Origin of the sequence: Pseudomonas sp. MF6767, from assembly GCF_016405475.1 — a bacterium.
Classification (GTDB): Bacteria; Pseudomonadota; Gammaproteobacteria; order Pseudomonadales; family Pseudomonadaceae; genus Aquipseudomonas; species Aquipseudomonas paracarnis.
The window spans coordinates 111288-133543 of sequence record NZ_JAEKCY010000002.1 but is presented as its reverse complement, the minus strand read 5'-3'; the positions used below and the strand labels follow the sequence as shown (position 1 = coordinate 133543).

Sequence of the window (22256 nt, the reverse complement as noted above, 5' to 3'; positions counted from 1 at the left end):
AGCGGTCTGGCAGTCACCGCAGGGTTGACTGGACCACCGCTATCGCAGGCAAGCCAGCTCCCACATGTTTAATCCGGTTTGTTCAAGAGGTTTTGCAGTGTGGCGGTGACGCCTTTGTCGCGCAGGCTTTCATAGCAACGCTGGAACGCTGCCACAAACGCCGCCGACTTGGGAATAGCCGTGCCAAAAATCTCTTCCACCCCCAGCAACCGCTGGCTGATCAGCGCGTCATCGCTCACCAGCTCCTGGCAGAACGCTGCCCGTGGGTCCGGGATGCTGTAGCGCGCGCCGTTTTCATCCACGCCTTTCAAATACAGCGCCCAGGCCGCCACCACCAGGGCGGCACGGTCCGTGTCGCGGCCGTCGGCAATCAGGCGGTTGATGGTCGGCACGGTGAACTTGGGAAACTTCGATGAACCATCGGAGCATACGCGCTCCAACTGGTCGGCAATCGCCTGGTTGGAAAAGCGATCCACCAGGGTCTGCTTGTATTCGGTCAGGTCGATACCAGGTACCGGCGCCAGGTTCGGCGTGACATCCAGGTCCATGTAGGCGCGCATATACGCCACGAACAGGGGGTCGTTCATGGTCTCGTGAACGAACCGATAGCCCTTGAGGAACCCCAGGTACGTGAGGGCCAAGTGGCTGCCGTTGAGCAGGCCGATCTTCATTTCTTCATAAGGCGTGACGTCATCGGTGAACTGCACGCCGACCTTTTCCCAGGCCGGGCGGCCGTTGACGAATTTGTCTTCCAGCACCCACTGCACAAACGGCTCGCACACCACCGGCCAGGCATCGTCGATCCCGTGCTGGTCGTGCAGTTGCAGGCGGTGGGCGGTGCTGGTCATTGGCGTGATGCGGTCAACCATGGCATTCGGGAAGCTCACGTTGGCCTTGATCCAGTCATGCAGGGCCGCGTCGTGCAGGGCGGCGAAGGCCAGCAAGGCCTTGCGGGTGACGGCGCCGTTGTGAGGCAGGTTATCGCAGGACATCACCGTAAAGGCCGGGGTGCCAGCGGCGCGGCGCTGGGTGAGCGCAGCGCAGATAAAGCCGAACACGGTTTTCGGCACTCTCGGGTGCGCCAGGTCATGCTGGATCTGCGGCAGGTGAGCCATGAACTCGCCGTTGCTGTCGTCGATGCAGTAACCGCCTTCGGTGATGGTCAGCGAGACGATGCGGATCTGGGGGCTGGCAAGTTTATCGATCAGCGCCTGGGCGCCGTCTTCGGCCAGCAGCATGTCGCTGATCGAGCCGATCACGCGCACTTGCGTGTCGTCGGTGTCGCCCAGTTCATACAGGGTGAACAAATAATCCTGGCCGGCCAAGTCATCGCGGGCCTTGCGGTCTTCACTGCGCAGGCCGACGCCGCAGATGCCCCAGCCCAGGCCCTCGCCGGTGTTCATCAGGGCATCGGTGTAGAACGCCTGGTGCGCACGGTGGAAACCGCCGACGCCGATGTGCGCGATGCCCTGGCGGGTGTCGGCAAGCGCGTAGGTCGGCACCTGCACTTCGGGCGCCAGTTGGGTGAGGTTGGCTTTATTCAGTTTCATCTGGAAATACTCACGAAATCAGGCGGCAGCGCGCAGTGGACGGGCCACGGCTACGCCATCGGTGTCGAACAGATGGCAGTGCGCCGGGTCCAGGTGCAACTGCAGCGTTTCGCCGTATTGGCTGGCCATGTCGCCACGGATACGCATGGTCAGCGGTTCGCCGTTGCGGGTGATGACGTGGCAGAAGGTGTCGCTGCCCAGGCGTTCGCCAACGTCAGCGGTCACGGTCAGGGTGGTTTGCCCTGGCGCGGCGATTTCCAGATGTTCCGGGCGAATGCCCAGGGTTACCGCGCTGCCCACGCTCAGGGCGGCGCCGCTCAACGGCAGGCTGATCAGGGTGCCGGCGTCCAGTTGCACCTCGCAGCCTTGGCTGTCGACGCGGGTGACCTGGCCCTTGAGGAAACCCATCTTCGGCGTGCCGAGAAAACCGGCCACAAACAGGTTGGCTGGCTGGTGGTACAGCTCCAGCGGCGAACCGACCTGTTCGATGCGCCCACTGTTGAGCACCACCACCTTGTCGGCCAGGGTCATGGCTTCGACCTGGTCGTGGGTCACGTAGATCATGGTCGCTTGCAGTTCTTTATGCAGGCGCGCCAGCTCCAGGCGCATCTGCACGCGCAGTGCCGCGTCGAGGTTGGACAGCGGTTCGTCGAACAGGAAGATCTTCGGGTTGCGCACAATCGCCCGGCCAATCGCCACGCGCTGGCGCTGGCCGCCCGAGAGTTGCTTGGGCTTGCGCTCCAGCAAAGGCCCCAGCTCAAGGATGCGCGCCGCTTCGCTGACTTTGCTCTCGACCAGCTTCTTGTCGACGCCCGCCAGGTCCAGGGCAAACGACATGTTCTTGCGCACGCTCATGTGCGGGTACAGCGCGTAGGTCTGGAACACCATGGCCAGGTCGCGCTTGGCCGGGGTGACTTCGGTGATGTCGCGGCCATCGAGTTCGATGGTGCCGTCGCTGACTTCTTCCAGGCCGGCGATCAGGCGCAGCAGGGTGGATTTGCCACAGCCCGACGGGCCGACGAACACCACGAATTCCTTGTCGTTCACTTCCAGGTCGATGCCCTTGATGATGGAAAAACCTTCGAAGCCTTTTTGCAGATTCTTGATTTTCAGGTTGGCCATGATGGGCCCTCCGCTGGGAATTATTATTTGACGGCGCCGAAGGAAAGGCCACGCACCAGTTGCTTCTGGCTGATCCAGCCAAAGATCAGGATCGGCGCGCAGGCCAGGGTCGAGACGGCGGACAGCTTGGCCCAGAACAAGCCTTCGGGGCTGGAGTAGGAGGCGATCAAGGCGGTCAACGGCGCGGCGCTGGAGGAGGTCAGGTTCAGCGACCAGAACGCCTCGTTCCAGCACAGGATCAACGACAGCAGTACCGTGGACGCCAGGCCACCCTTGGCGATTGGCAGCAGCACGCGCACCATTTCCTGCCACAGGGTGGCGCCGTCCAGGCGGGCGGCTTCGAGGATGTCCTTGGGGATGTCCTTGAAGTAGGTGTACACCATCCACACCACAATCGGCAGGTTGATCAGGGTGTAGATGATGATCAGCGCAATGCGCGTATCCAACAGGCCAAAGCTCTTGGCCAGCAGGTAGATCGGCATCAGTACGCCCACCGGCGGCAGCATCTTGGTGGACAGCATCCACAGCAGCGTGCCCTTGGTGCGCTGGGTTTCGTAGAACGCCATGGAGTAGGCGGCCGGTACCGAAATCAGCAGGCACAGGGCGGTGGCGCTGAACGAAATCACCACCGAGTTCCAGGCGTAGGCAAAGTAGTTGCTGCGCTCGTTGATGTGCAGGTAGTTCTCCAGCGTCGGCGTGAAGATGAACTGCGGCGGCGTGGCGAACGCGTCGATTTCGGTCTTGAAACTGGTCAGCACCATCCAGAAGATCGGGAAGAAAATCAGGATCGTAATGGCCCAGGCCAGCGTGCCGAGCAACAGGCTTTGCAGGCGGCGGGATTGTTGAAGCGTCATGGCGCGGCCCTCAAGGTTTGTCAGTCAGATTTTTGCCGATCATCCGCACCAGGATGATCGCGGCGATATTGGCGATGACCACGGCAATCAAGCCGCCGGCCGAGGCCATGCCTACGTCGAACTGCACCAGCGCCTGGTTGTAGATCAGGTAGGCGAGGTTGGTCGAGGCGTAGCCGGGGCCACCGTTGGTGGTGGTGAAGATTTCGGCGAACACCGAGAGCAGGAAGATGGTTTCGATCATCACCACCACGGCAATCGGGCGGGCCAGGTGGGGCAGGGTCAGGTGCCAGAAAATCGCAATGGCGCCGGCACCGTCCAGGCGTGCCGCTTCCTTTTGCTCTTGGTCTAGCGACTGCATCGCGGTCATCAGCAGCAGGATCGCAAAGGGCAGCCATTGCCACGACACAATGATGATGATCGACAGCAGCGGGTAATGCGCCAGCCAGTCCACCGGTTCGGCGCCGAAGAACTTCCACACCGCGGCGAGAATTCCCGACACCGGGTGAAAAATCAGGTTCTTCCAGATCAGCGCACCGACGGTGGGCATGATGAAGAACGGCGAAATCAGCATCACCCTCACGATGCCGCGGCCCAGGAATTCACTAGCCTCCAGCAGCGCACTGATCAACACGCCGAACACCACGCTGATGAGCAATACGCTGCCTACCAGCAACAGGGTATTGGTGGCGCCAGGCAGGAACCCCGAGTCGGTGATGAAGTAGCTGAAATTTTCCAGCCCAACGAATTGGTTTTCGCCAGGGTAGAGCAGGTTGTAGCGGATCAGCGAAAAGTACAGGGTCATGCCCAGCGGCACGATCATCCACAGCAGCAGCAAGGCCACCGAGGGGCTGACGAGAAACCAGCCGGGGTTGGCCAGGCGGTTTTTTGGAGGTGTATTCATGGTGATCAGAACCAGTCAGATGCCTACAGAACCTGCGTCGGAGCGCGGTCACTGTGGGAGCTGGCTTGCCTGCGATGGCATCGCCTCGGTGCTACTGATAGACCGAGTTGTTTGCATCGCAGGCAAGCCAGCTCCCACAAAAGCCCAGCGCCTACATGTGCGGTGGTGTGGCAGGGTTATTTGGGGTAACCGGCCCGCTTCATTTCCCGCTCGGTGGTGGTCTGCGCGGCGGTCAATGCAGCCTCGACGGTCTGCTGACCGGTCAGCGCACCCGAGAAGAACTTGCCCACCTGGGTACCAATCGCCTGGAATTCAGGAATGGTCACCAACTGGATACCGATATACGGCACCGGTTTCTCGGTCGGCTTGGTGGGGTCGGCCACTTTCAGCGATTCCAGCGTCACCTTGGCGAACGGCGCGGCCTTCATGTACTCCTCGCTGTAGGTCGAGGTGCGTGTGCCCGGTGGTACGTTGGCGATGCCATCGGTCTTGGCCACAAGTTGGCCGTATTCCTTGGAGGTGGCCCAACTGGTGAATACCTTGGCGGCATCCTTGGCTTTGGAGCTGGTCGGGATCGCCAGGCTCCAGGAATACAGCCATGACGTGCCCTTGTCGGTCTTCTCGTGAGGCGCAAACGTGAAGCCGACATGCTCGGCGACCTTGCTCTGGCTCTTGTCGGTAACAAACGAGCCCGCCACGCTGGCATCCACCCAGATCGCGCACTTGCCGCTGTTGAACAGTGCCAGGTTCTCGTTGAAGCCGTTGCTGGAAGCACCCGGCGGGCCGGATTTCTTCATGTTGTCGACGTAGAAATTCAGCGCGTTCTTCCACTCGGGGCCGTTGAATTCCGGCTGCCACTTCTCATCGAACCAGCGCGCGCCGAAGCCGTTGGCCAGTGTGGTGATCAGCGCCATGTTCTCACCCCAACCGGCTTTGCCGCGCAGGCACAGGCCATATTGTTCTTTGGACTTGTCGGTGAGCTTGGCGGCGAATTCGCCGATCTGGCTCCAGGTCGGGTGCTCAGGCATGCTCAGCCCGGCGTCCTTGAACAGGTCGGTGCGGTAATAGGTGATCGAGCTTTCGGCGTAGAACGGCAGGGCATACAAGGAGCCTTTGACGGACAAACCGTCACGCACCGAAGGGAACACGTCATCAAGGTCATAGGAAGCCGGCAGGTCTTTCATCGGCTCCAGCCAACCCTTGGCGCCCCACAGTGCGGCTTCGTACATGCCGATGGTCAATACATCGAACTGCCCGCCCTGGGTAGCGATGTCGGTAGTCAGCCGTTGGCGCAACACGTTTTCTTCGAGCACCACCCAGTTCAGCTTGATCTCCGGGTGCTCGGCCTCGAAGGTTTTCGAGAGCTTCTGCATGCGGATCATGTCGCTGTTGTTGACGGTGGCAATGGTCAGGGTTTGCGCGCCAAGGCTGACGGCGCTGAGGGTCATGCATGCAGTCATGCAAGAACAGGCAAGCAGGGTTTTTACTGTGAACTTCATCGCGCACTCCATTTCCGCGCCCAGGGGGCTACAGAAGGACGGTTATTGTTGTTGTGTCTTCCTACAAGGAGTCAGGAAGAGTGTGCGTTGATTACAGCCTTCAAAAGCGGCGGTGACAAATCCTTGGGAGCACTGGGACTGATACTTTTTTGCACTGAGAATCTTCGAGCGCGGATCAGGCACCCGAAGAGGGGTAATGCCTATTTGCTATTTATAGGCACTCCCCAGCCAAACGGCTGACGATGTATCCGATACAAAGCCTTCCAGCACAGGCCCATAACCTGCCTGTGCTTTCGCGTCATAGGCATACCAGCTACCGTTCTGGCATACCGCATTGAGTTCGACCGGCTCGTTGGCTCCGGAGCGCAGAATGCCTTGCGCCATATTGGCCTGCTGAGCAAATTGCTCGCCCAGTTTGCGTGGTGAACAGACCGTCAGGGGTGTATGGGTGCTTTAGTGGTTTTTTTTCGAACGGGCCCCAGCACGCTGATGCTCTCGATCACCATTTTCCGGTTGGAGTCAAATTTGAAGCTTACCCACACCTCGCCAGTCGCCGTGGACCTGATGTAGAACCGATAAAGGCTTGGCTTTTCGACTGATATGTCGTTGAGCCGTCCTGTTCCTTCCGGATGAGCGGCGATGAGTGTTTCACCGGCTTGTTCGCCGCGCAGCCTGATGACCACTTCAACGTCGGCGGCCCCGGTCAGCGCTTTGCCCCAGTCTCTATTGACCGATGTCGAGAACCAGCGACTTTGTTTGTCGTAATTGTCGATATGTATCTGGCCTTCGCCGGTCCAGCCGAAGGTCTCTCCGGGTATTTCAAAGCGGCTGAACTCATTGATTGCACGAGGGGTGGCTGTTTTCTTCATGACGGGGCTCCAATGGACTATTCACAGAGCCAGAGTTCACAATCGCCGTGATCCAGGGAACTGTCACATCTACCAGTTCAGACGGGTGGGCGCTTGCTCAAGCCAGGCTCTGCTCAGTCAACGGGTGCGCCGCCCTGCGCGCGGGCTCATAACCTCAAAGCTCGCGAGCTGGCGGAGGCGGGGGGAGTAAAGATTTTCCACTCATGGTCATGGGGTCGACGTGGGTTGGGGAGCTTTTCCAAAATCCAATACCTGTCCTTCATGACTTCGAACTGTGTGACAGTACCGACGGGGGCCTTCACGGGAACGTTCAAGCGTTTGGATAACTCTTCAGCGAAACCTGTACTGCCGGATTTACTACTGATCATTCTGATTTGGGTAGCGCTGGTTTTTTCCAGCATGGGCGCGATCAGTCCAACGAACGCTTCGGGTGAATAAGACTGCGCATTTTTCAATTCGCTTTTGAAGGTCACTCCACCTTTGTCGCCATGCCCAATGATGTTTAATCGGATTTCATTACTGCCCGCTGGTCGATCCAGGAAGTACTCATACTGGCCGTCTTCAGAGGGGGTAAAGGCAATACTGTTTTTGATTTTTTCAGGCTCGGGTAGATCCTTGAAATCCTTGTACTCACCCAGGGCGTTGAGTTCTTTCGAGGGGCTTTGAATTTCGGCAGGGGCCGCACTTGTTCGTTTCTTGGACGAGCCGAAGCGCTTGGGCCGGTAATCGACTTCGATCTCCTCCCAAAGAGGTTTTTTAATAGTGCCCCAGTTAACATTTACTTTTTTGCCACTCTGTTTTTCCACGTGGGTAAATATATCAACGTCTTTCAGTTGTTTGTTTAACTCCATCTCTGCCAATTCGATAATGTCGGCTTTAGAAAATCTTGGGTACTTTGCCTTGTATTTTGCAAGGGCAGTTTTGTAGATATCCTCAGGATCTATGTCCGCATTGGATTTGTAGCCCACGACTACCGAGCCTTCATAACCCTTGACCGGCACGCCAGTAAGCGCGTGCAGTTGTGATGCCAGTGAGTTATCACCGCCCTTGGCGGAGTAACAGACCAGCAAACGCACTTCCGGATAGTCCCTGATATCAATGCCACGGGCGACAAGTTCATTATAAACGTCTTCAGCAGTAAGGAGTTTTTCATCCTCCCCGACAATCATCGCTCCTTGCTCGCCTTCAGGCTTGGCCGCGTGACCGACGATATTCAAGCGTTTAACTTCCTCACCTTTACGATTGTAAGTATCTACATTGGTCTGGATCTCACCGTCCACAGGTGTGATCTTTTCCAGCGGGCCTCCCATTCGAAAGCGTTGTGGCGGCGGGGTAAGGCGTGAATCGCCGTCGATCAATACGCTGGTGTTGGTTGCCGGCCTGTTTGAGGTGACGGCTGAAGGCTCCGACAATGAGCGCTCCTTGAACTGGGCGAGCAACGTCGTCAGGTTGACCAGCAGGTCCGTCAGGGCCGCCTCTTTATTTTGCGCGTCATCATCGAGCAGGACGCCCAGGTCATTGATTATGCCCTGGGACTGCATCATCAAGCCGAGCATGGCACCGGGCCCGCGCAATACTGGCAGGACAGAATTGAGCAACAGGAAGCCACCTTCCTTGAGGCTCGCCCAGCGGCTTTGTGCGTCGGATGTCGATTGCTGTCCGGCCAAGGTGATCAAGCTGCGGGCGTTGGCTTCGTACAGGTGGTTCATCAATGTTCCCGCCTGCAGCGTCTGTTGCAGGCGGGTATCCATGGCCAAGGGAATAGTTTTGTTCATCGGGATAGAGCCCAGGTTTAAACCGAATATCACCAGGTTTGGATGTTTGAAACCGTTGCCACTGTAGGTGTTGCGGGTCTGTTCGTCAGGCAACCAGGCGAGGATGTCGTTTTGCAGCTTGCCTTTGTTCTGTATGGCTTCCAGCAGCGCCTGGCGGGTTGGAAACTGCATCAACGACGCATCGCCCATCAGGGGGCGGTACAGGATGTGCGGGCCGTTCGTGCTGTCCTTGGGTTCGATCAGATAGGCGCCTTCGACCACATCGGTTTTCCCATTGGCCCGGTTATCGAACGCCAGCGGTCGGATCACGATTTCCTGGCCATCAACGATCCTGGGGCCAGGGCCTGGCTTGAATAGCTCCTGAACGTAGCGAAAACCCGTGGTGTTGAAACCGGACTCTGCCTTGATGCTCAGTTCCAGCGCCTTGAACTGCAGCTCCAGCGGTACCTGCTGAGCGAACAGTGCCTGGCGCCGGGCTTTTTCGGTTTGGTCCTCAAGCAGTTTTTTCCTCAGCAAGTCAGGGTAGGTTTTGCCGATATCAAGGTCGTCGACCAACTGCTTGAGTACGCCTTCTTTCTCTAGCTCCGGCACCCTGACTTTGAAGTCAGAGCCTTTATACTTGAGCCCTGTATTGTAAAAGACCTCAATCTGGCCGCTGGGTAATCCTGACAAGTTATTGAGGAGCATGTCTGTCAGGCTCATGGTCTGGCGGACGATTTCCCCGGCGGTACCCTGTGCCCCATAAGCGACTTTGAAGACCACCTCGAGTTTAGCCGCGGGGTGCGCCGTGAGTTTTTTGCTTCTGGGCAAAAAGTCGAATTGCTGCTGGGCGAACGTGTGGATGTCCTTGATATCGCTGTTGTAGCTGCGGCCTTCGTTCAGTTGGTTGAAACTGGCCAGTCCCAGGCTGAGTTCATGCATGATGAAACGCTCGGCCTCGCCTGCGTTGCTCATCCAGTCGGGCAGTGTGGGCGGCGCCTGCACCGAACTGTCCGGGCCACGTGGGGAGGCAGGGGAAATCAGACTGCTGCCGAGATGCCGATTGATGAGGACGTCGGCCTGGCCATCGAACAGATTGCCGGTCATCTCTTCCTTTGAACCGCCCAGGCTTTCGAGCTCATCCCAACTGTTGAAGGGAGTGATTTTGCCGTTGGGCTCCACCAGCAGCAGGATGTCGCGATTGGCTTGCGCCAGGTAGCGATGAAACACCATGTTCGGTGCGGAGTCGGCCAGGCTGTAGACGGTGGCGCCCGATGAGTTGGGGTCAAGTGGGGCGGGGCGCGTGGCGCCTTCGGGATGCCTCACGACCATGTCGATGGTCTTGCGCTGTTCATCATCCAGGCCGGATTGTTTAAGGCTGGCCAGTTGCAGGTTGCTTTTCAGAATGCGGCTGACCAACGTCCGGTGACTGCCGCTGAAAACGGCACCGGTATCAATGCCCGTGTTGAACGCAGGTTTGGCCCAGTACTCACGCAAATTTGCCTCATAGGCCTGGTTCAGTCGGTCTGGCAGCGCACCCATGACGCCGCTCAGAGCTGAAAAGTCGAGGTCTAGCGGAGTGTCGGCAGCGGTGCCTGTGCGTGCCAGTCGATCGGGACGCGTGTCAAACGCCCTGGCGGAATCGAGGAAGTCTGGGGCGTCACCGCCAGTCAGGTAGTCGAAGGCAAGTGCCATCAATTGTGTGCGCTTGGGTTTGGAGGGATTGTCCGGATCGGGCGTTTCAATGGCAATCTGGTTGATGTCGAAATCCAGCCCTGGAGAGGCTTCCTTCAGCCTGTCGCTGAGCACTCGAGCGACCACCGAGTAAACGTTGGGCTCACCGGCAAACTGGCGACGGGCAATATCTGCGACGGGGTCAGTGGTGGCGCTCGAGGTTCCGATCGGTGTGGTGGCCGGTTCTGCGCTGCCGGGCGGCGCCGGCGGCTGCACGACGTCCGGGCGTTGTGCCTGGGGGAACTTGCCAGGCTCAAGCATGACCTGCAGCGCAAGGTTCTGTATGGCTTCATCCCGCATATGCCTGACGTGCTGAACGTCCTGTCGGTGGGGCCGCGCAGCATTGCCTTCAGGAGCAAGTAGCGATGGGAATGTCTTGATATCCTGCAACACCCGGATTTGCTCGAGTGCCTCGGCCTTCGTCGTCGGAACCCTCATGGCGTAAAAAGCACCGACGGCATGGGTGGTGGCGGTGTGTTCGCCGATATACACAATCGGGACGTTGTTCGTAGAGAGTTTGCGCACAACCTCGAAGACGTTGACAGCGGCTTCCTCGAAGCCATCGTCGTATTTGGAAAAACTGCTGCGTTTGCCGTTAATAGTGCCATCCAGAAATCCGGAAGGCGTTAGTTTCAGGTTTGAAATGTTGATGTTGTTATTCTTCGCAAACGTCGCGAACGGCTCGTTTTTGAGTGCGTGCGTCAGCTGTGACCAAAGCTGCCCGAATGTTGAGTGAGTTGGAATGTCATGGACTGTGCCGAAGGAAGACGGCATGTAACGGCTGGTAGCGTGTACATTGACCTCCTCCATCAAAGCGGTGGCGAGTTTATCTGCCATGTCCGCGTCAGCCTGACTCACCAACGGCTCGGCTGTGTTTCGGCCTTCCAGGGTCACTACACCGGCCGATGGGCTGCGTGGGGTCCGAATCAAGCTGGTTTGTGCGCCCACTGTTGCAGGGGATGGAGGCAAATTTCGGGGCGGGGTGGGTAAGGGCGAGTGCGTTGCAATAATGCTCATGGGGGCCTCATGGGTACGATAAGAAAGCGCGTGGTCAGCAACTGACTTGTAGCTTTTTGGTCATACACAGGGAGGCGTTCCGCCCCAGCTATTACGGGATGTGATCGGGACAGGCGTGAGAGCGTTCGCCAGATGGCCAGCTTGCGGTTTTTTAACTGAAGTGCGAGGTGTCTACCGGCATCAGGTTCTGCTCCGTCAACCGCTGCATCGCCAACCGTCGATAGTGGGAAGGGGTCATGCCCTTGAGTTGCTGAAAGCGTCGGTTGAAGTTGGAGATATTGTTGAAGCCTGACTCAAAGCACACATCCGTGACGGCCTTGTCACCGTCCGCGAGTAATTCGCAGGACTTGCTGATGCGCAGCCGGTTGACGAATTCGATAAAGGTGCGACCGGTCGCCTGCTTGAACACCCGCGAGAAGTAGGTCGGCTTCATCCCCAGGTATTGCGCCACTTCTTCCAGCGGCAGCTCGCGGGCGTAATGTGCAAAGATGTAATCCACTGCCCGGTTGGTGCGGTCTATGCTGTGCTCGTCGGCCAATTGCGGCGTGGTTACGCCGGACAGCAATTGGTAGTCCTCGCACACGCTCAACACGTCCAGCAAGATAAAAAACTGCCCCAGGCGCGCCATGCCCTTGGCGTCCTCGATGTGTTGCATCAAGGTCATGGCCTGGGTGATGGTTTTTTTGCAGCGAAATTCGATGCCGTACTGCGCGCGCTCCAGCAGCGGTGCGAGGTTCTTGAGTTCAGCAAAAATATGGCTGCCGCTCTCGAACAGGTCATCGGTGAAGTTCACCAGCATGTCACGCTTGGGCACCACTTCGTCTTCTTCCACCTGGCTGATCCAGTTATGGGGCAGGTTGGGGCCGGTGAGGAACAGGCTTTCGGGGTAGAAGTTGCCGATGTAGTCACCGATAAACACCTTGCCAGAGCTGGCGACGATCAGGTGCAGCTCGTATTCCTTGTGGAAGTGCCAGCGCACCAGCGGGCAGGGGAAGCCGTGTTGGCGATAGATGATGGACAGGCCGTTGTGGTCGTCCATCAACTCGTAGGAAGGGTCGGTGATGCGCGTTGCTCGGGTCATGCTGCCGTCGCTTTATTGTGATCGCTGCGTAGGATAATGCCCCGTCACGCACGTCCTCGCCAGCAGCAGTGTTTACAGGGTGCGGTTTTTCGCCTCGATCCACTGGGACATATATTGGGTACTTTTATGCGCGTGGTGGCGCAGCATGCCGCCGGTGAAGTTGTCCCTGCGATGGGCAGCGAGGTTGCGGCGACAGCGTTCCAGGCATTCCACCAAGGCGGCCCCGTGGATGTTCTGGTCATAGCGCCGGGCCAGCAGTTGGCGCCCGTGTTCCTGGGCGCGGGTCCAGCGCTCACGGTCCTGATAAAGGGCCACGGCAGCGGCAGCCAGGGCCGGGGCATCCTGTGCAATCACGCCTGGCCAGGGCTGGTCATCGCCCATGGCCTCGGCGCCGATTGGGGTCGTGACACTGGGCGTGCCGCACAGCATGGCGTCGACCAACTTGCCCTTGATGCCCGCGCCAAAGCGCAACGGTGCCAGGCAGATGCGCGCGGCGGTCATGACTTGCAGCGCATCTTCGGCCCAGTTCATTACATGGAAACCCTGGGCCTGATTGTGCAGGGCGGTGGCCTTGGGCGGGGTGTAGGCGCCGTAGATATGCAATTGGGCGCCTGGCAGTTGTTGGCGGATCAGTGGCCACAGGCGGTGCTTCATCCACAGCACCGCATCCCAATTGGGCGCGTGGCGGAAGTTACCGATGCTGAGGAAATGCGCACGGTCGTCAAAGGGCGCAAATGCGTCGGTGGGCGGTTGCAGCATCAAGGGGCACCAGTGGAGCAGGGCGGCAGGCACCTTGAACTGTTCGGTGAGCAGGCGGATTTCCACGTCGGAGATCATCAAGCTGATGTCACAGCGGTAAATGGCGGCGATTTCGCGTTTGGCCAGGTCGGTGTCGGCCATGCGTTGGAACTCGTCTTCCAGCGCCGGCGCGAACAGGGCGCTGAAGTCGTCGCTGTCGGGTTGGGCTTTCACCTGCTCTTTGAGCCGCTGGTGACGGGCGTCGCGCAGGCTTTGCAGGTCGGAGGTTTCCAGCACGCGCAGGGCGTCGGGGCAGCATTGTTCTACGCGCCAGCCGAATTGCTCCTCCATCATGAAACGGTCGAACAGCACGATATCCGGGGCCAGTTCGCGAATAAAGTCGTCGAAACTGCTGTTATTCAGTTCGATGGTGCGTTCGGCGATCCCGAGTGCCGGCAAGTCGGCCTTGTGCTCGCCAATGGTGGCCGGGCTGCTGAAGGTAATGTCCCAACCTTGCGTAAGAAAACTCTCAAGGATTTGCATCATATGCCCGCCCGCGGCCGAGGAGCGGGGCTCCGGCCAGACGTAACCAATGACCAGGACTTTGGTGACAGGCTGATTCATCGACGACGGTTTCCTTGAAGGGCGGGCGAAAAGCGCGCAATTAAACCACAACCTGACGACATGACAATTTGTGTCTGGCGGTAGGTAGCGTCGGCACTTTGTGGTTAACTTCCGCCTCTCGAATTTGTTTAACCAAAAACCAGCATAAGGATTCCGTTCATGGCTCAAGTCACCCTTAAAGGCAACCCGGTCCAGGTTGAAGGCGAACTGCCGAAAGTCGGCGCCAAAGCTGCAGACTTCACCCTGACCGCCGGCGACCTGTCCAACGCCACCCTGGCTACCTTTGCCGGCAAGCGCAAAGTGCTGAACATCTTCCCAAGCGTTGATACCCCAACCTGCGCCACTTCCGTGCGCAAGTTCAATGCCCAGGCCAACGATGTGGCCAACACCGTGGTCCTGTGCATCTCCTCCGACCTGCCATTCGCCCAAGCGCGTTTCTGTGGCTCCGAAGGCCTGGAAAACGTTAAGAACCTGTCGGATTTCCGCAATGCCGACTTCGCCGTTGACTACGGTGTTTCCATCGCTGACGGCCCGCTGCAGGGCCTGACCGCTCGCGCTGTCGTGGTGCTGGATGAAAACGACAACGTGCTGCACAGCGAGTTGGTCAAGGAAATTGCTGAAGAGCCAAACTACGACGCCGCCCTGGCTGTGTTGAAGTAACTGTTTCTACGTATGACTGTCGTTTGGCAGTAACACGTATGATGCATGATTGCGGCCTGGCCTAGTCCAGGCCGTTTTTATTTGAGCGTCAGCGGTTTAGCGAAATAGCCGGTGGACTAAGATCAGAAGTTAAACGTTGTAAGCCCAAAGTAAATAGCCGGTAAAGGTGCTTTTCTTAAGGCCCCCCAGTGCTTATCTTTCAGCCTCCCAAAGTAGAAGCTCTCGCGCCCAATGGTTGATCACTCCATGCAATCCTCCCCCCGCAACTCCCGCCGCTGGCTGTTTGGCCTGCTCGTGCTGCTGGTTATCGCCGGCCTGTGCTGGAAATTCTGGCCCAGCGGCGCGGCCCATAAAGACGCTCCGGCCGGGCACACGGGTAAAACCGGCATGGCGCGCCCGGGCTTCGGCGGGTCCACTGGCCCAGTGCCGGTGCGCGTGGCCCCTGCAGTGCTGGGTGAGTTCCCGGTGTACTACAAGGCGCTGGGTACGGTCACGGCGCTGAACACCATTAATGTGCGCAGCCGGGTGGGCGGCGAGCTGGTCAAGATCGCCTTCGAGGAAGGGCAAATGGTCAAGGCCGGTGACCTGCTGGCAGAAATCGACCCGCGCAGCTACCAGAACGCCTTGCTCCAGGCCCAGGGCACCTTGCTGCAGAACCAGGCCCAGTTGAAGAACGCCCAGGTCGATGTACAGCGTTATCGCGACCTGTATGCCCAGGACAGTATCGCCAAGCAAACCCTGGACACCGCCGAAGCGCTGGTGTTGCAGTACCAGGGCACGGTCAAGACCAACCAGGGCGCGGTGGACGACGCAAAGCTCAACCTGGAATTCACCAAAATCCGCGCGCCCATCAGCGGCCGGGTCGGTTTGCGCCAGCTTGACGTCGGCAACCTCGTCGCCGCCAACGACACCACCGCCCTGGCGGTAATCACCCAGACCCAGCCAATCAGCGTGGCCTTCACCCTGCCGGAAAATACCCTGGAAACCGTGCTGGCTCGTTACCACGCCGGTAACAAGTTGCCCGTGGAAGCCTGGGACCGTGGCGACGTGAAAAAGCAGGCGGTCGGTGTACTGCAAAGCCTGGACAACCAGATTGACGTCACCACCGGCACGCTGAAGTTCAAGGCGCGTTTCGATAACAAGGACCAGGCGCTGTTCCCCAACCAGTTCGTCAATGTGCACCTGCTGGCTGATACCTTGAAGAACGTGGTGCTGGCGCCATCTGCGGCGATCCAGTTCGGCAACAATGGCACCTTTGTCTACAAGCTCGACGGCGACAAGAAGGTCAAGGTCCAGCCCTTGGTGGTAGGTGACACCGATGGCGAAAACACCGTGATCAAGGAAGGCCTGGTCGCTGGCGACCGCGTGGTGCTGGAAGGCACCGACCGCCTCAAGGACGGCAGCGAGATCGAAGTGGTCAACGCCAGCAGCGAGGTGCCGACCACGCCGCCCGAGCACCTGCAAGGCAAGCCCGCAGCGAAAGGGGAGACCGGGGCTGACGCCGGCAAGGCGCAAAAGGTCGGTTCATGAACCTGTCGCGCCTGTTCATCCTTCGCCCGGTCGCCACCACGCTGAGCATGCTGGCCATTGTCTTGGCCGGCATCATTTCGTACCGCCTGCTGCCGGTGTCGGCGTTGCCCCAGGTGGATTACCCGACTATCCGGGTGATGACCCTGTACCCCGGCGCCAGCCCCGATGTGATGACCAGCGCGGTCACCGCACCGCTGGAGCGCCAGTTCGGGCAGATGCCCGGGCTGACCCAGATGGCCTCTACCAGCTCCGGCGGCGCCTCGGTGCTGACCCTGCGTTTCAACCTCGACATCAATATGGATGTGGCCGAGCAACAGGTGCAGGCCGCGATCAACGCCGCCACCAACCTGTTGCCCAAGGATCTGCCGGCGCCGCCGGTGTACAACAAGGTCAACCCGGCGGATACCCCGGTGCTGACCCTGGCAATCACCTCCAAGACCATGTTGCTGCCCAAGCTCAATGATTTGGTCGACACACGCATGGCGCAGAAAATCGCGCAGATCAGCGGTGTCGGCATGGTCAGCATCGCCGGTGGCCAGCGCCAGGCCGTGCGTATCAAGGTCAACCCCGAGGCCCTGGCGGCCAATGGCTTGAACCTCTCGGACGTACGCGCCCTGATCGCCGCCTCCAACGTCAACCAGCCCAAAGGTAACTTTGACGGCCCCACCCGCGTTTCGATGCTCGACGCCAACGACCAACTGGTCTCGCCCGAGCAATACGCCGAACTGATCCTGGCCTACAACAATGGCGCTCCGCTGCGGCTCAAGGATGTCGCGCAGATCGTCGACGGCGCCGAAAACGAGCGCCTTGCCGCCTGGGCCAACGAGAACCAGGCCGTGTTGCTCAATATCCAGCGCCAGCCGGGCGCCAACGTGATCGAGGTGGTAGACCGTATCAAGGCCCTGCTGCCGAGCATCACCGACAACCTGCCGGCCGGCCTGGACGTGACGGTGCTCACCGACCGCACCCAGACCATCCGCGCCTCGGTCAAAGACGTACAGCACGAGCTTCTGATCGCCATTGCCCTGGTGGTCATGGTGACGTTCCTGTTCCTACGCCGGGTCAGCGCCACGATCATCCCGTCCATCGCCGTGCCGCTGTCCCTGGTGGGCACCTTTGGTGTGATGTACCTGGCCGGATTCTCCATCAATAACCTGACGCTGATGGCCCTGACCATCGCCACCGGGTTTGTGGTGGACGACGCCATCGTGATGCTGGAGAACATTTCGCGCTATATCGAGGAAGGCGAGACGCCGATGGCGGCCGCGCTCAAGGGCGCCAAGCAGATCGGTTTCACCCTGGTGTCCCTGACGCTGTCGTTGATCGCGGTATTGATCCCGTTGCTGTTCATGGCCGACGTGGTCGGGCGGCTGTTCCGTGAGTTCGCCATCACCCTGGCAGTGGCGATCCTGATTTCCCTGGTAGTGTCCCTGACCCTCACGCCCATGATGTGCGCGCGCCTGCTCAAGCGCGAACCCAAGGAAGAAGAGCAGGGCCGCTTCTACAAAGCCAGCGGCGCCTGGATTGATTGGCTGATCGAAGCCTACGGCCGCAAGTTGCAGTGGGTGCTCAAGCACCAGCCGCTGACGTTGCTGGTGGCGATCGCCACCCTGGGGCTTACGGTGGTGCTGTACCTGGTGGTGCCCAAGGGTTTTTTCCCGGTGCAGGACACAGGGGTGATCCAGGGTATTTCCGAGGCGCCGCAGTCGATTTCCTTTGCGGCCATGAGCCAGCGCCAGCAGGAACTGGCGAAGATCATTCTCGCCGACCCTGCGGTCGAGAGCCTGTCGTCCTACATTGGCGTGGATGGCGATAACGCCACCCTCAACAGCGGCCGCTTGCTCATCAACCTCAAGGCTCACGGCCAGCGCGACTTGAGCGCAGCCGAGGTCATCACCCGCCTGCAACCGCAGATTGACAAGCTGGTGGGTATCCGCCTGTTCATGCAACCGGTGCAGGACCTCACCATCGAGGACAGGGTCAGCCGTACCCAGTACCAGTTCAGCATGTCCTCCCCGGACGCCGAGTTGTTGGCGTTATGGAGCGGCAAGCTGGTACACGCCCTCAGCCAGTTGCCGGAACTCACCGACGTGGCCAGTGACCTGCAGGACAAAGGCTTGCAGGTGTACCTGGTGATCGACCGCGACGCGGCCTCGCGCCTGGGCGTAAGTGTCTCGACCATCACCGATGCGCTGTATGACGCCTTCGGCCAGCGCCAGATCTCCACCATCTACACCCAGGCCAGCCAGTATCGAGTGGTGTTGCAGGCCCAGTCCGGCGAAACCCTCGGCCCGGCGGCCCTCAACCAGATCCATGTGAAAACCACTGACGGTGGTCAGGTACGGCTGTCGAGCCTGGCCCATGTGGAACAGCGCCAGGCGCAATTGGCAATTGCCCATATCGGCCAGTTCCCGGCGGTGATGATGTCGTTCAACCTGGCGCCCGGCGTAGCGTTGGGCAAAGGCGTGGAACTGATCAACCAGACCCAGAAGGACATCGGCATGCCGGTGGGCGTGCAAACCCAGTTCCAGGGCGCGGCCCAGGCGTTCGAAGCCTCGTTGTCGAGCACCTTGCTGTTGATCCTGGCGGCGGTGGTCACCATGTACATCGTGCTCGGTGTGCTCTATGAGAGCTACATCCACCCGATCACTATCCTATCGACCTTGCCGTCGGCGGCGGTGGGGGCCTTGCTGGCGTTGCTGCTCAGTGGCAATGACCTGGGCATGATCGCGATCATCGGCATCATCCTGCTGATCGGTATCGTGAAAAAGAACGCGATCATGATGATCGACTTCGCCCTCGACGCCGAACGCAACCAGGGCCTGGACCCGCAGACCGCGATCTACCAGGCCGCGCTGTTGCGCTTCCGGCCCATCCTGATGACCACCCTGGCTGCCTTGTTCGGCGCGGTGCCTTTGATGCTAGCGAGCGGCTCCGGCGCCGAACTGCGCCAGCCCCTGGGCCTGGTGATGGTCGGCGGGTTGCTGGTGAGCCAGGTGTTGACGCTGTTCACCACGCCGGTGATCTACCTGTACTTCGATCGTCTTGGCCGGCGCTGGCGCAAAGAGCCACAACGCCTGGAGCCGGTTGAGCCATGAACCTGTCCGGACCTTTCATCCGCCGGCCGGTCGCGACCATGCTGCTGAGCCTGGCGATCATGTTGCTCGGTGGCGTCAGCTTCAATTTGTTGCCGGTGTCGCCATTGCCGCAGATCGACTTTCCGGTGATCGTGGTGTCGGCCAGCTTGCCCGGCGCCAGCCCCGAGGTGATGGCGTCTACGGTGGCCACGCCGCTGGAGCGCTCATTCGGCGCGATTGCCGGTATCACCACCATGAGCAGCTCGTCGAGCCAGGGCTCTACCCGGGTGATTCTGGCGTTCGATTCCGACCGCGACATCAACGGGGCGGCGCGGGAAGTGCAGGCGGCCATCAACGCGTCGCGCAACCTGCTGCCCAGTGGCATGCGCAGCATGCCCACCTACAAGAAGATCAACCCGTCCCAGGCGCCGATCATGGTGCTGTCGCTGACCTCCGACGTGTTGCAGAAAGGCCAGTTGTACGACCTGGCCTCGACCATTCTGTCCCAGAGCCTGTCCCAGGTGCCGGGTGTGGGCGAAGTGCAGATCGGCGGCAGTTCGCTGCCGGCGGTGCGCATCGAACTGGAACCCAAGGCCCTCGATCAGTACGGCGTCGCCCTGGACGATGTGCGCAACACCATCGCCAATGCCAACCAGCGCCGGCCCAAAGGCTCGCTGGAAGACAGCGAGCGCAACTGGCAGATCCAGGCCAACGACCAGTTGGAGAAAGCCAAGGACTATGAGCCCCTGCTGATTCGCTATCAGGATGGCGCAGCCCTGCGTCTCAAGGACGTGGCGAAGATCACCGATGGGGTGGAAGACCGCTACAACAGCGGTTTCTTCAACAATGATTCGGCGGTGTTGCTGGTGATCAACCGCCAGTCCGGCGCCAACATCATCGAAACCGTGCGGCAGATCAAGGCGCAGTTGCCGGCGTTGCAGGCGGTGTTGCCGTCCAGCGTCAAGCTCAGCCTGGCCATGGACCGCTCGCCAGTGATCACTGCCACCCTGCATGAGGCGGAAATGACCCTGCTGATTGCCGTGGGGCTGGTGATCCTGGTGGTGTACCTGTTCTTGGGTAACTTCCGTGCTTCGCTGATCCCGACCCTGGCGGTGCCGGTGTCGCTGGTGGGCACCTTTGCGGTGATGTACCTGTATGGCTTTTCGCTGAATAACTTTTCGCTGATGGCGCTGATCCTCGCCACCGGTTTGGTCGTGGACGATGCCATCGTGGTGCTGGAGAACATTTCCCGGCACATCGACGAGGGCGTGCCACCGATGAAAGCCGCCTACCTGGGCGCCCAGGAAGTGGGCTTTACCTTGCTGTCGATGAACGTGTCGCTGGTGGCGGTGTTCCTGTCGATCCTGTTCATGGGCGGCATTGTTACCAACCTGTTCCGCGAGTTTTCCATCACCTTGTCGGCGGCGATCATCGTCTCGCTGATTGTCTCGCTGACCTTGACACCCATGCTGTGTGCTCGCTGGTTGAAGCCGCATGTGAAGGACCGGCAGACCGGTTTGCAGCGCTGGAGCCAGAAGATCAACGAGCGCATGGTCGCCGGCTACGCCACCAGCCTGGATTGGGTGCTGCGCCATCGGCGCCTGACCTTGCTCAGCCTGTTCGTCACCGTGGGCGTGAATATCGCGCTGTACGTGGTGGTGCCCAAAACCTTCATGCCCCAGCAGGACACCGGCCAGTTGATCGGCTTTGTGCGCGGTGACGATGGCCTGTCGTTCAGCGTCATGCAGCCGAAGATGGAGATCTTTCGCCAGGCGGTGCTCAAGGACCCGGCGGTGCTCAGTGTGGCCGGCTTTATCGGTGGCAACCAAGGCACTAACAACGCAGTGATGCTGGTGCGCCTCAAGCCGCTTGGCGAACGCAAGATCTCCGCCCAGGCGGTGATCGAGCGCCTGCGCAAGGAGGTGCCGCTGGTGCCGGGCGGGCGCTTGTTCCTCATGGCCGACCAGGACCTGCAGTTCGGGGGCGGCCGCGACCAGACCAGCGCGCAATATTCCTACATCCTGCAAAGCGGCGACCTGGCCGCGTTGCGCCTGTGGTACCCGAAAGTGGTGGCGGCGATGCGTGAGTTGCCGGAGCTGACCGCCATCGACGCCCGCGAAGGCCGCGGTGCGGCCCAAGTGACGTTGATTGTCGACCGCGACCAGGCCAAGCGCCTGGGCATCGACATGGACATGGTCACGGCGGTGCTCAACAACGCCTACAGCCAACGGCAGATTTCCACCATTTACGACAGCCTCAACCAGTACCAGGTGGTGATGGAGGTCAACCCAAAATACGCCCAAGACCCGATCACCCTCAACCAGGTGCAGGTGATCACGGCCGACGGCGCACGGGTGCCGTTGTCGACCATTGCCCACTATGAGAACAGCCTGGCCGACGACCGCGTCAGCCATGAAGGCCAGTTCGCTTCGGAGAATATCGCCTTCGACATGGCGCCCGGGGTCACGGTGGAGCAGGGCACGGCGGCTATCGAGCGTGCGATTGCCAAAGTCGGGTTGCCCGAGGATGTGATCGCCAAGATGGCCGGCACTGCCGATGCGTTCGCCGCGACCCAGAAAGGCCAGCCGTTCATGATTCTCGGCGCGCTGGTGGCGGTGTACCTGGTGCTGGGTATCTTGTATGAAAGCTACATCCACCCGCTGACCATCCTGTCTACGCTGCCGTCGGCCGGTGTCGGTGCGTTGTTGGCGATCTACCTGCTCGGGGGCGAGTTCAGCCTGATCTCGCTGCTGGGTTTGTTCCTGTTGATCGGCGTGGTGAAGAAGAACGCGATCCTGATGATCGACCTGGCGCTGCAATTGGAGCGCAACGATGGCATGAGCCCGCTGGAGTCGATCCGCAGCGCCTGTCTGTTGCGCCTGCGGCCGATCCTGATGACCACCCTGGCCGCGATCCTCGGTGCCTTGCCGTTGCTGCTCGGCAGTGGTGATGGTGCGGAGATGCGCCACCCGTTGGGCCTGACCATTATTGGCGGCCTGGTGTTCAGCCAGGTTCTGACCCTTTACACCACCCCGGTGGTTTACCTTTACCTGGACCGCGCGCGCCATCGCTTCAACGCCTGGCGCGGCGTGCGTACCGATGCTGCCCTGGACACTGCGCTATGACCGACTCAACCCAATCCCTCGTAGCTGCGGGCCTGCTGTGGCGAGGGAGCTTGCTCCCGCTGGGCTGCGAAGCGGCCCCCAAAAAGCCTGGGAGTGCTTCGCCCTCCAGCGGGAGCAAGCT

The 22256-nt window shown here is 60.0% G+C and carries 13 protein-coding genes; 4 read left to right on the top strand and 9 right to left on the bottom strand.

Annotated features, from left to right (window positions below):
- Positions 1–68: 68 nt before the first annotated feature.
- From JFT58_RS03955 to JFT58_RS03915, 9 genes are all read right to left on the bottom strand, one after another.
- Positions 69–1550, bottom strand: coding sequence for a mannitol dehydrogenase family protein (locus tag JFT58_RS03955; RefSeq protein WP_054897454.1), 1482 nt, complete (start codon positions 1548–1550; stop codon positions 69–71).
- A gap of 18 nt (positions 1551–1568) precedes the next feature.
- A complete protein-coding gene (locus JFT58_RS03950) occupies positions 1569–2672 on the bottom strand; it encodes an ABC transporter ATP-binding protein (RefSeq protein ID WP_054897453.1) in 1104 nt (367 codons plus the stop codon).
- 23 nt (positions 2673–2695) lie between these two features.
- Positions 2696–3526 carry a carbohydrate ABC transporter permease gene (locus JFT58_RS03945; RefSeq protein WP_054897452.1) on the bottom strand — a complete coding sequence of 277 codons (831 nt, stop codon included), beginning with the start codon at positions 3524–3526 and terminating at the stop codon, positions 2696–2698.
- Positions 3527–3536: 10 nt separating this feature from the next.
- Positions 3537–4427, bottom strand: a complete 891-nt coding sequence (locus JFT58_RS03940) for a carbohydrate ABC transporter permease (protein ID WP_034127650.1) — start codon at positions 4425–4427, stop codon at positions 3537–3539.
- Between the two features lie 176 nt (positions 4428–4603).
- Entirely contained in the window at positions 4604–5926 is a 1323-nt protein-coding gene (locus tag JFT58_RS03935) for an ABC transporter substrate-binding protein (RefSeq protein WP_054897451.1), read from the bottom strand.
- Positions 5927–6360: 434 nt separating this feature from the next.
- The gene (locus JFT58_RS03930; protein WP_034127648.1) at positions 6361–6795 is read right to left on the bottom strand and encodes a hypothetical protein; all 435 of its coding nucleotides are present in this window, start codon (positions 6793–6795) and stop codon (positions 6361–6363) included.
- A 146-nt stretch (positions 6796–6941) separates the two neighbouring features.
- On the bottom strand, positions 6942–11300 hold the full coding sequence (locus tag JFT58_RS03925; RefSeq protein WP_198834299.1) for a dermonecrotic toxin domain-containing protein: 4359 nt from the start codon (positions 11298–11300) through the stop codon (positions 6942–6944).
- Positions 11301–11451: 151 nt separating this feature from the next.
- The gene (locus JFT58_RS03920; RefSeq protein WP_034127646.1) at positions 11452–12381 is read right to left on the bottom strand and encodes an AraC family transcriptional regulator; all 930 of its coding nucleotides are present in this window, start codon (positions 12379–12381) and stop codon (positions 11452–11454) included.
- A gap of 72 nt (positions 12382–12453) precedes the next feature.
- Positions 12454–13743 (bottom strand): glycosyltransferase, encoded by a 1290-nt coding sequence (locus tag JFT58_RS03915; protein WP_054897449.1) that lies wholly within the window; start codon positions 13741–13743, stop codon positions 12454–12456.
- 159 nt (positions 13744–13902) lie between these two features.
- Here JFT58_RS03915 and tpx point away from each other — a divergent pair, with 159 nt between their 5' ends.
- The 4 genes from tpx (at position 13903) to JFT58_RS03895 (ending at position 22135) form a co-directional block, all read left to right on the top strand.
- Positions 13903–14403 carry a thiol peroxidase gene (tpx, locus tag JFT58_RS03910; protein ID WP_003190967.1) on the top strand — a complete coding sequence of 167 codons (501 nt, stop codon included), beginning with the start codon at positions 13903–13905 and terminating at the stop codon, positions 14401–14403.
- Between the two features lie 231 nt (positions 14404–14634).
- Positions 14635–15933, top strand: a complete 1299-nt coding sequence (locus tag JFT58_RS03905; RefSeq protein ID WP_054897448.1) for an MdtA/MuxA family multidrug efflux RND transporter periplasmic adaptor subunit — start codon at positions 14635–14637, stop codon at positions 15931–15933.
- Entirely contained in the window at positions 15930–19031 is a 3102-nt protein-coding gene (locus JFT58_RS03900) for an MdtB/MuxB family multidrug efflux RND transporter permease subunit (protein WP_014718694.1), read from the top strand. Before JFT58_RS03905 ends, JFT58_RS03900 begins: the two co-directional genes overlap by 4 nt.
- Positions 19028–22135, top strand: a complete 3108-nt coding sequence (locus tag JFT58_RS03895) for an efflux RND transporter permease subunit (RefSeq protein ID WP_054897446.1) — start codon at positions 19028–19030, stop codon at positions 22133–22135. The genes JFT58_RS03900 and JFT58_RS03895 overlap by 4 nt, the downstream gene beginning before the upstream one ends.
- The last annotated feature ends 121 nt before the right edge of the window (positions 22136–22256 follow it).

Excerpts from the sequence above, each read along its gene's own strand:
- JFT58_RS03955 (WP_054897454.1), bottom strand. The coding sequence starts at position 1,550 with ATGAAACTGAATAAAGCCAACCTCACCCAACTGGCGCCCGAAGTGCAG.
- JFT58_RS03950 (WP_054897453.1), bottom strand. The coding sequence starts at position 2,672 with ATGGCCAACCTGAAAATCAAGAATCTGCAAAAAGGCTTCGAAGGTTTT.
- JFT58_RS03945 (WP_054897452.1), bottom strand. The coding sequence starts at position 3,526 with ATGACGCTTCAACAATCCCGCCGCCTGCAAAGCCTGTTGCTCGGCACG.
- JFT58_RS03940 (WP_034127650.1), bottom strand. The coding sequence starts at position 4,427 with ATGAATACACCTCCAAAAAACCGCCTGGCCAACCCCGGCTGGTTTCTC.
- JFT58_RS03935 (WP_054897451.1), bottom strand. The coding sequence starts at position 5,926 with ATGAAGTTCACAGTAAAAACCCTGCTTGCCTGTTCTTGCATGACTGCA.
- JFT58_RS03930 (WP_034127648.1), bottom strand. The coding sequence starts at position 6,795 with ATGAAGAAAACAGCCACCCCTCGTGCAATCAATGAGTTCAGCCGCTTT.
- JFT58_RS03925 (WP_198834299.1), bottom strand. The coding sequence starts at position 11,300 with ATGAGCATTATTGCAACGCACTCGCCCTTACCCACCCCGCCCCGAAAT.
- JFT58_RS03920 (WP_034127646.1), bottom strand. The coding sequence starts at position 12,381 with ATGACCCGAGCAACGCGCATCACCGACCCTTCCTACGAGTTGATGGAC.
- JFT58_RS03915 (WP_054897449.1), bottom strand. The coding sequence starts at position 13,743 with ATGAATCAGCCTGTCACCAAAGTCCTGGTCATTGGTTACGTCTGGCCG.
- tpx (WP_003190967.1), top strand. The coding sequence starts at position 13,903 with ATGGCTCAAGTCACCCTTAAAGGCAACCCGGTCCAGGTTGAAGGCGAA.
- JFT58_RS03905 (WP_054897448.1), top strand. The coding sequence starts at position 14,635 with ATGGTTGATCACTCCATGCAATCCTCCCCCCGCAACTCCCGCCGCTGG.
- JFT58_RS03900 (WP_014718694.1), top strand. The coding sequence starts at position 15,930 with ATGAACCTGTCGCGCCTGTTCATCCTTCGCCCGGTCGCCACCACGCTG.
- JFT58_RS03895 (WP_054897446.1), top strand. The coding sequence starts at position 19,028 with ATGAACCTGTCCGGACCTTTCATCCGCCGGCCGGTCGCGACCATGCTG.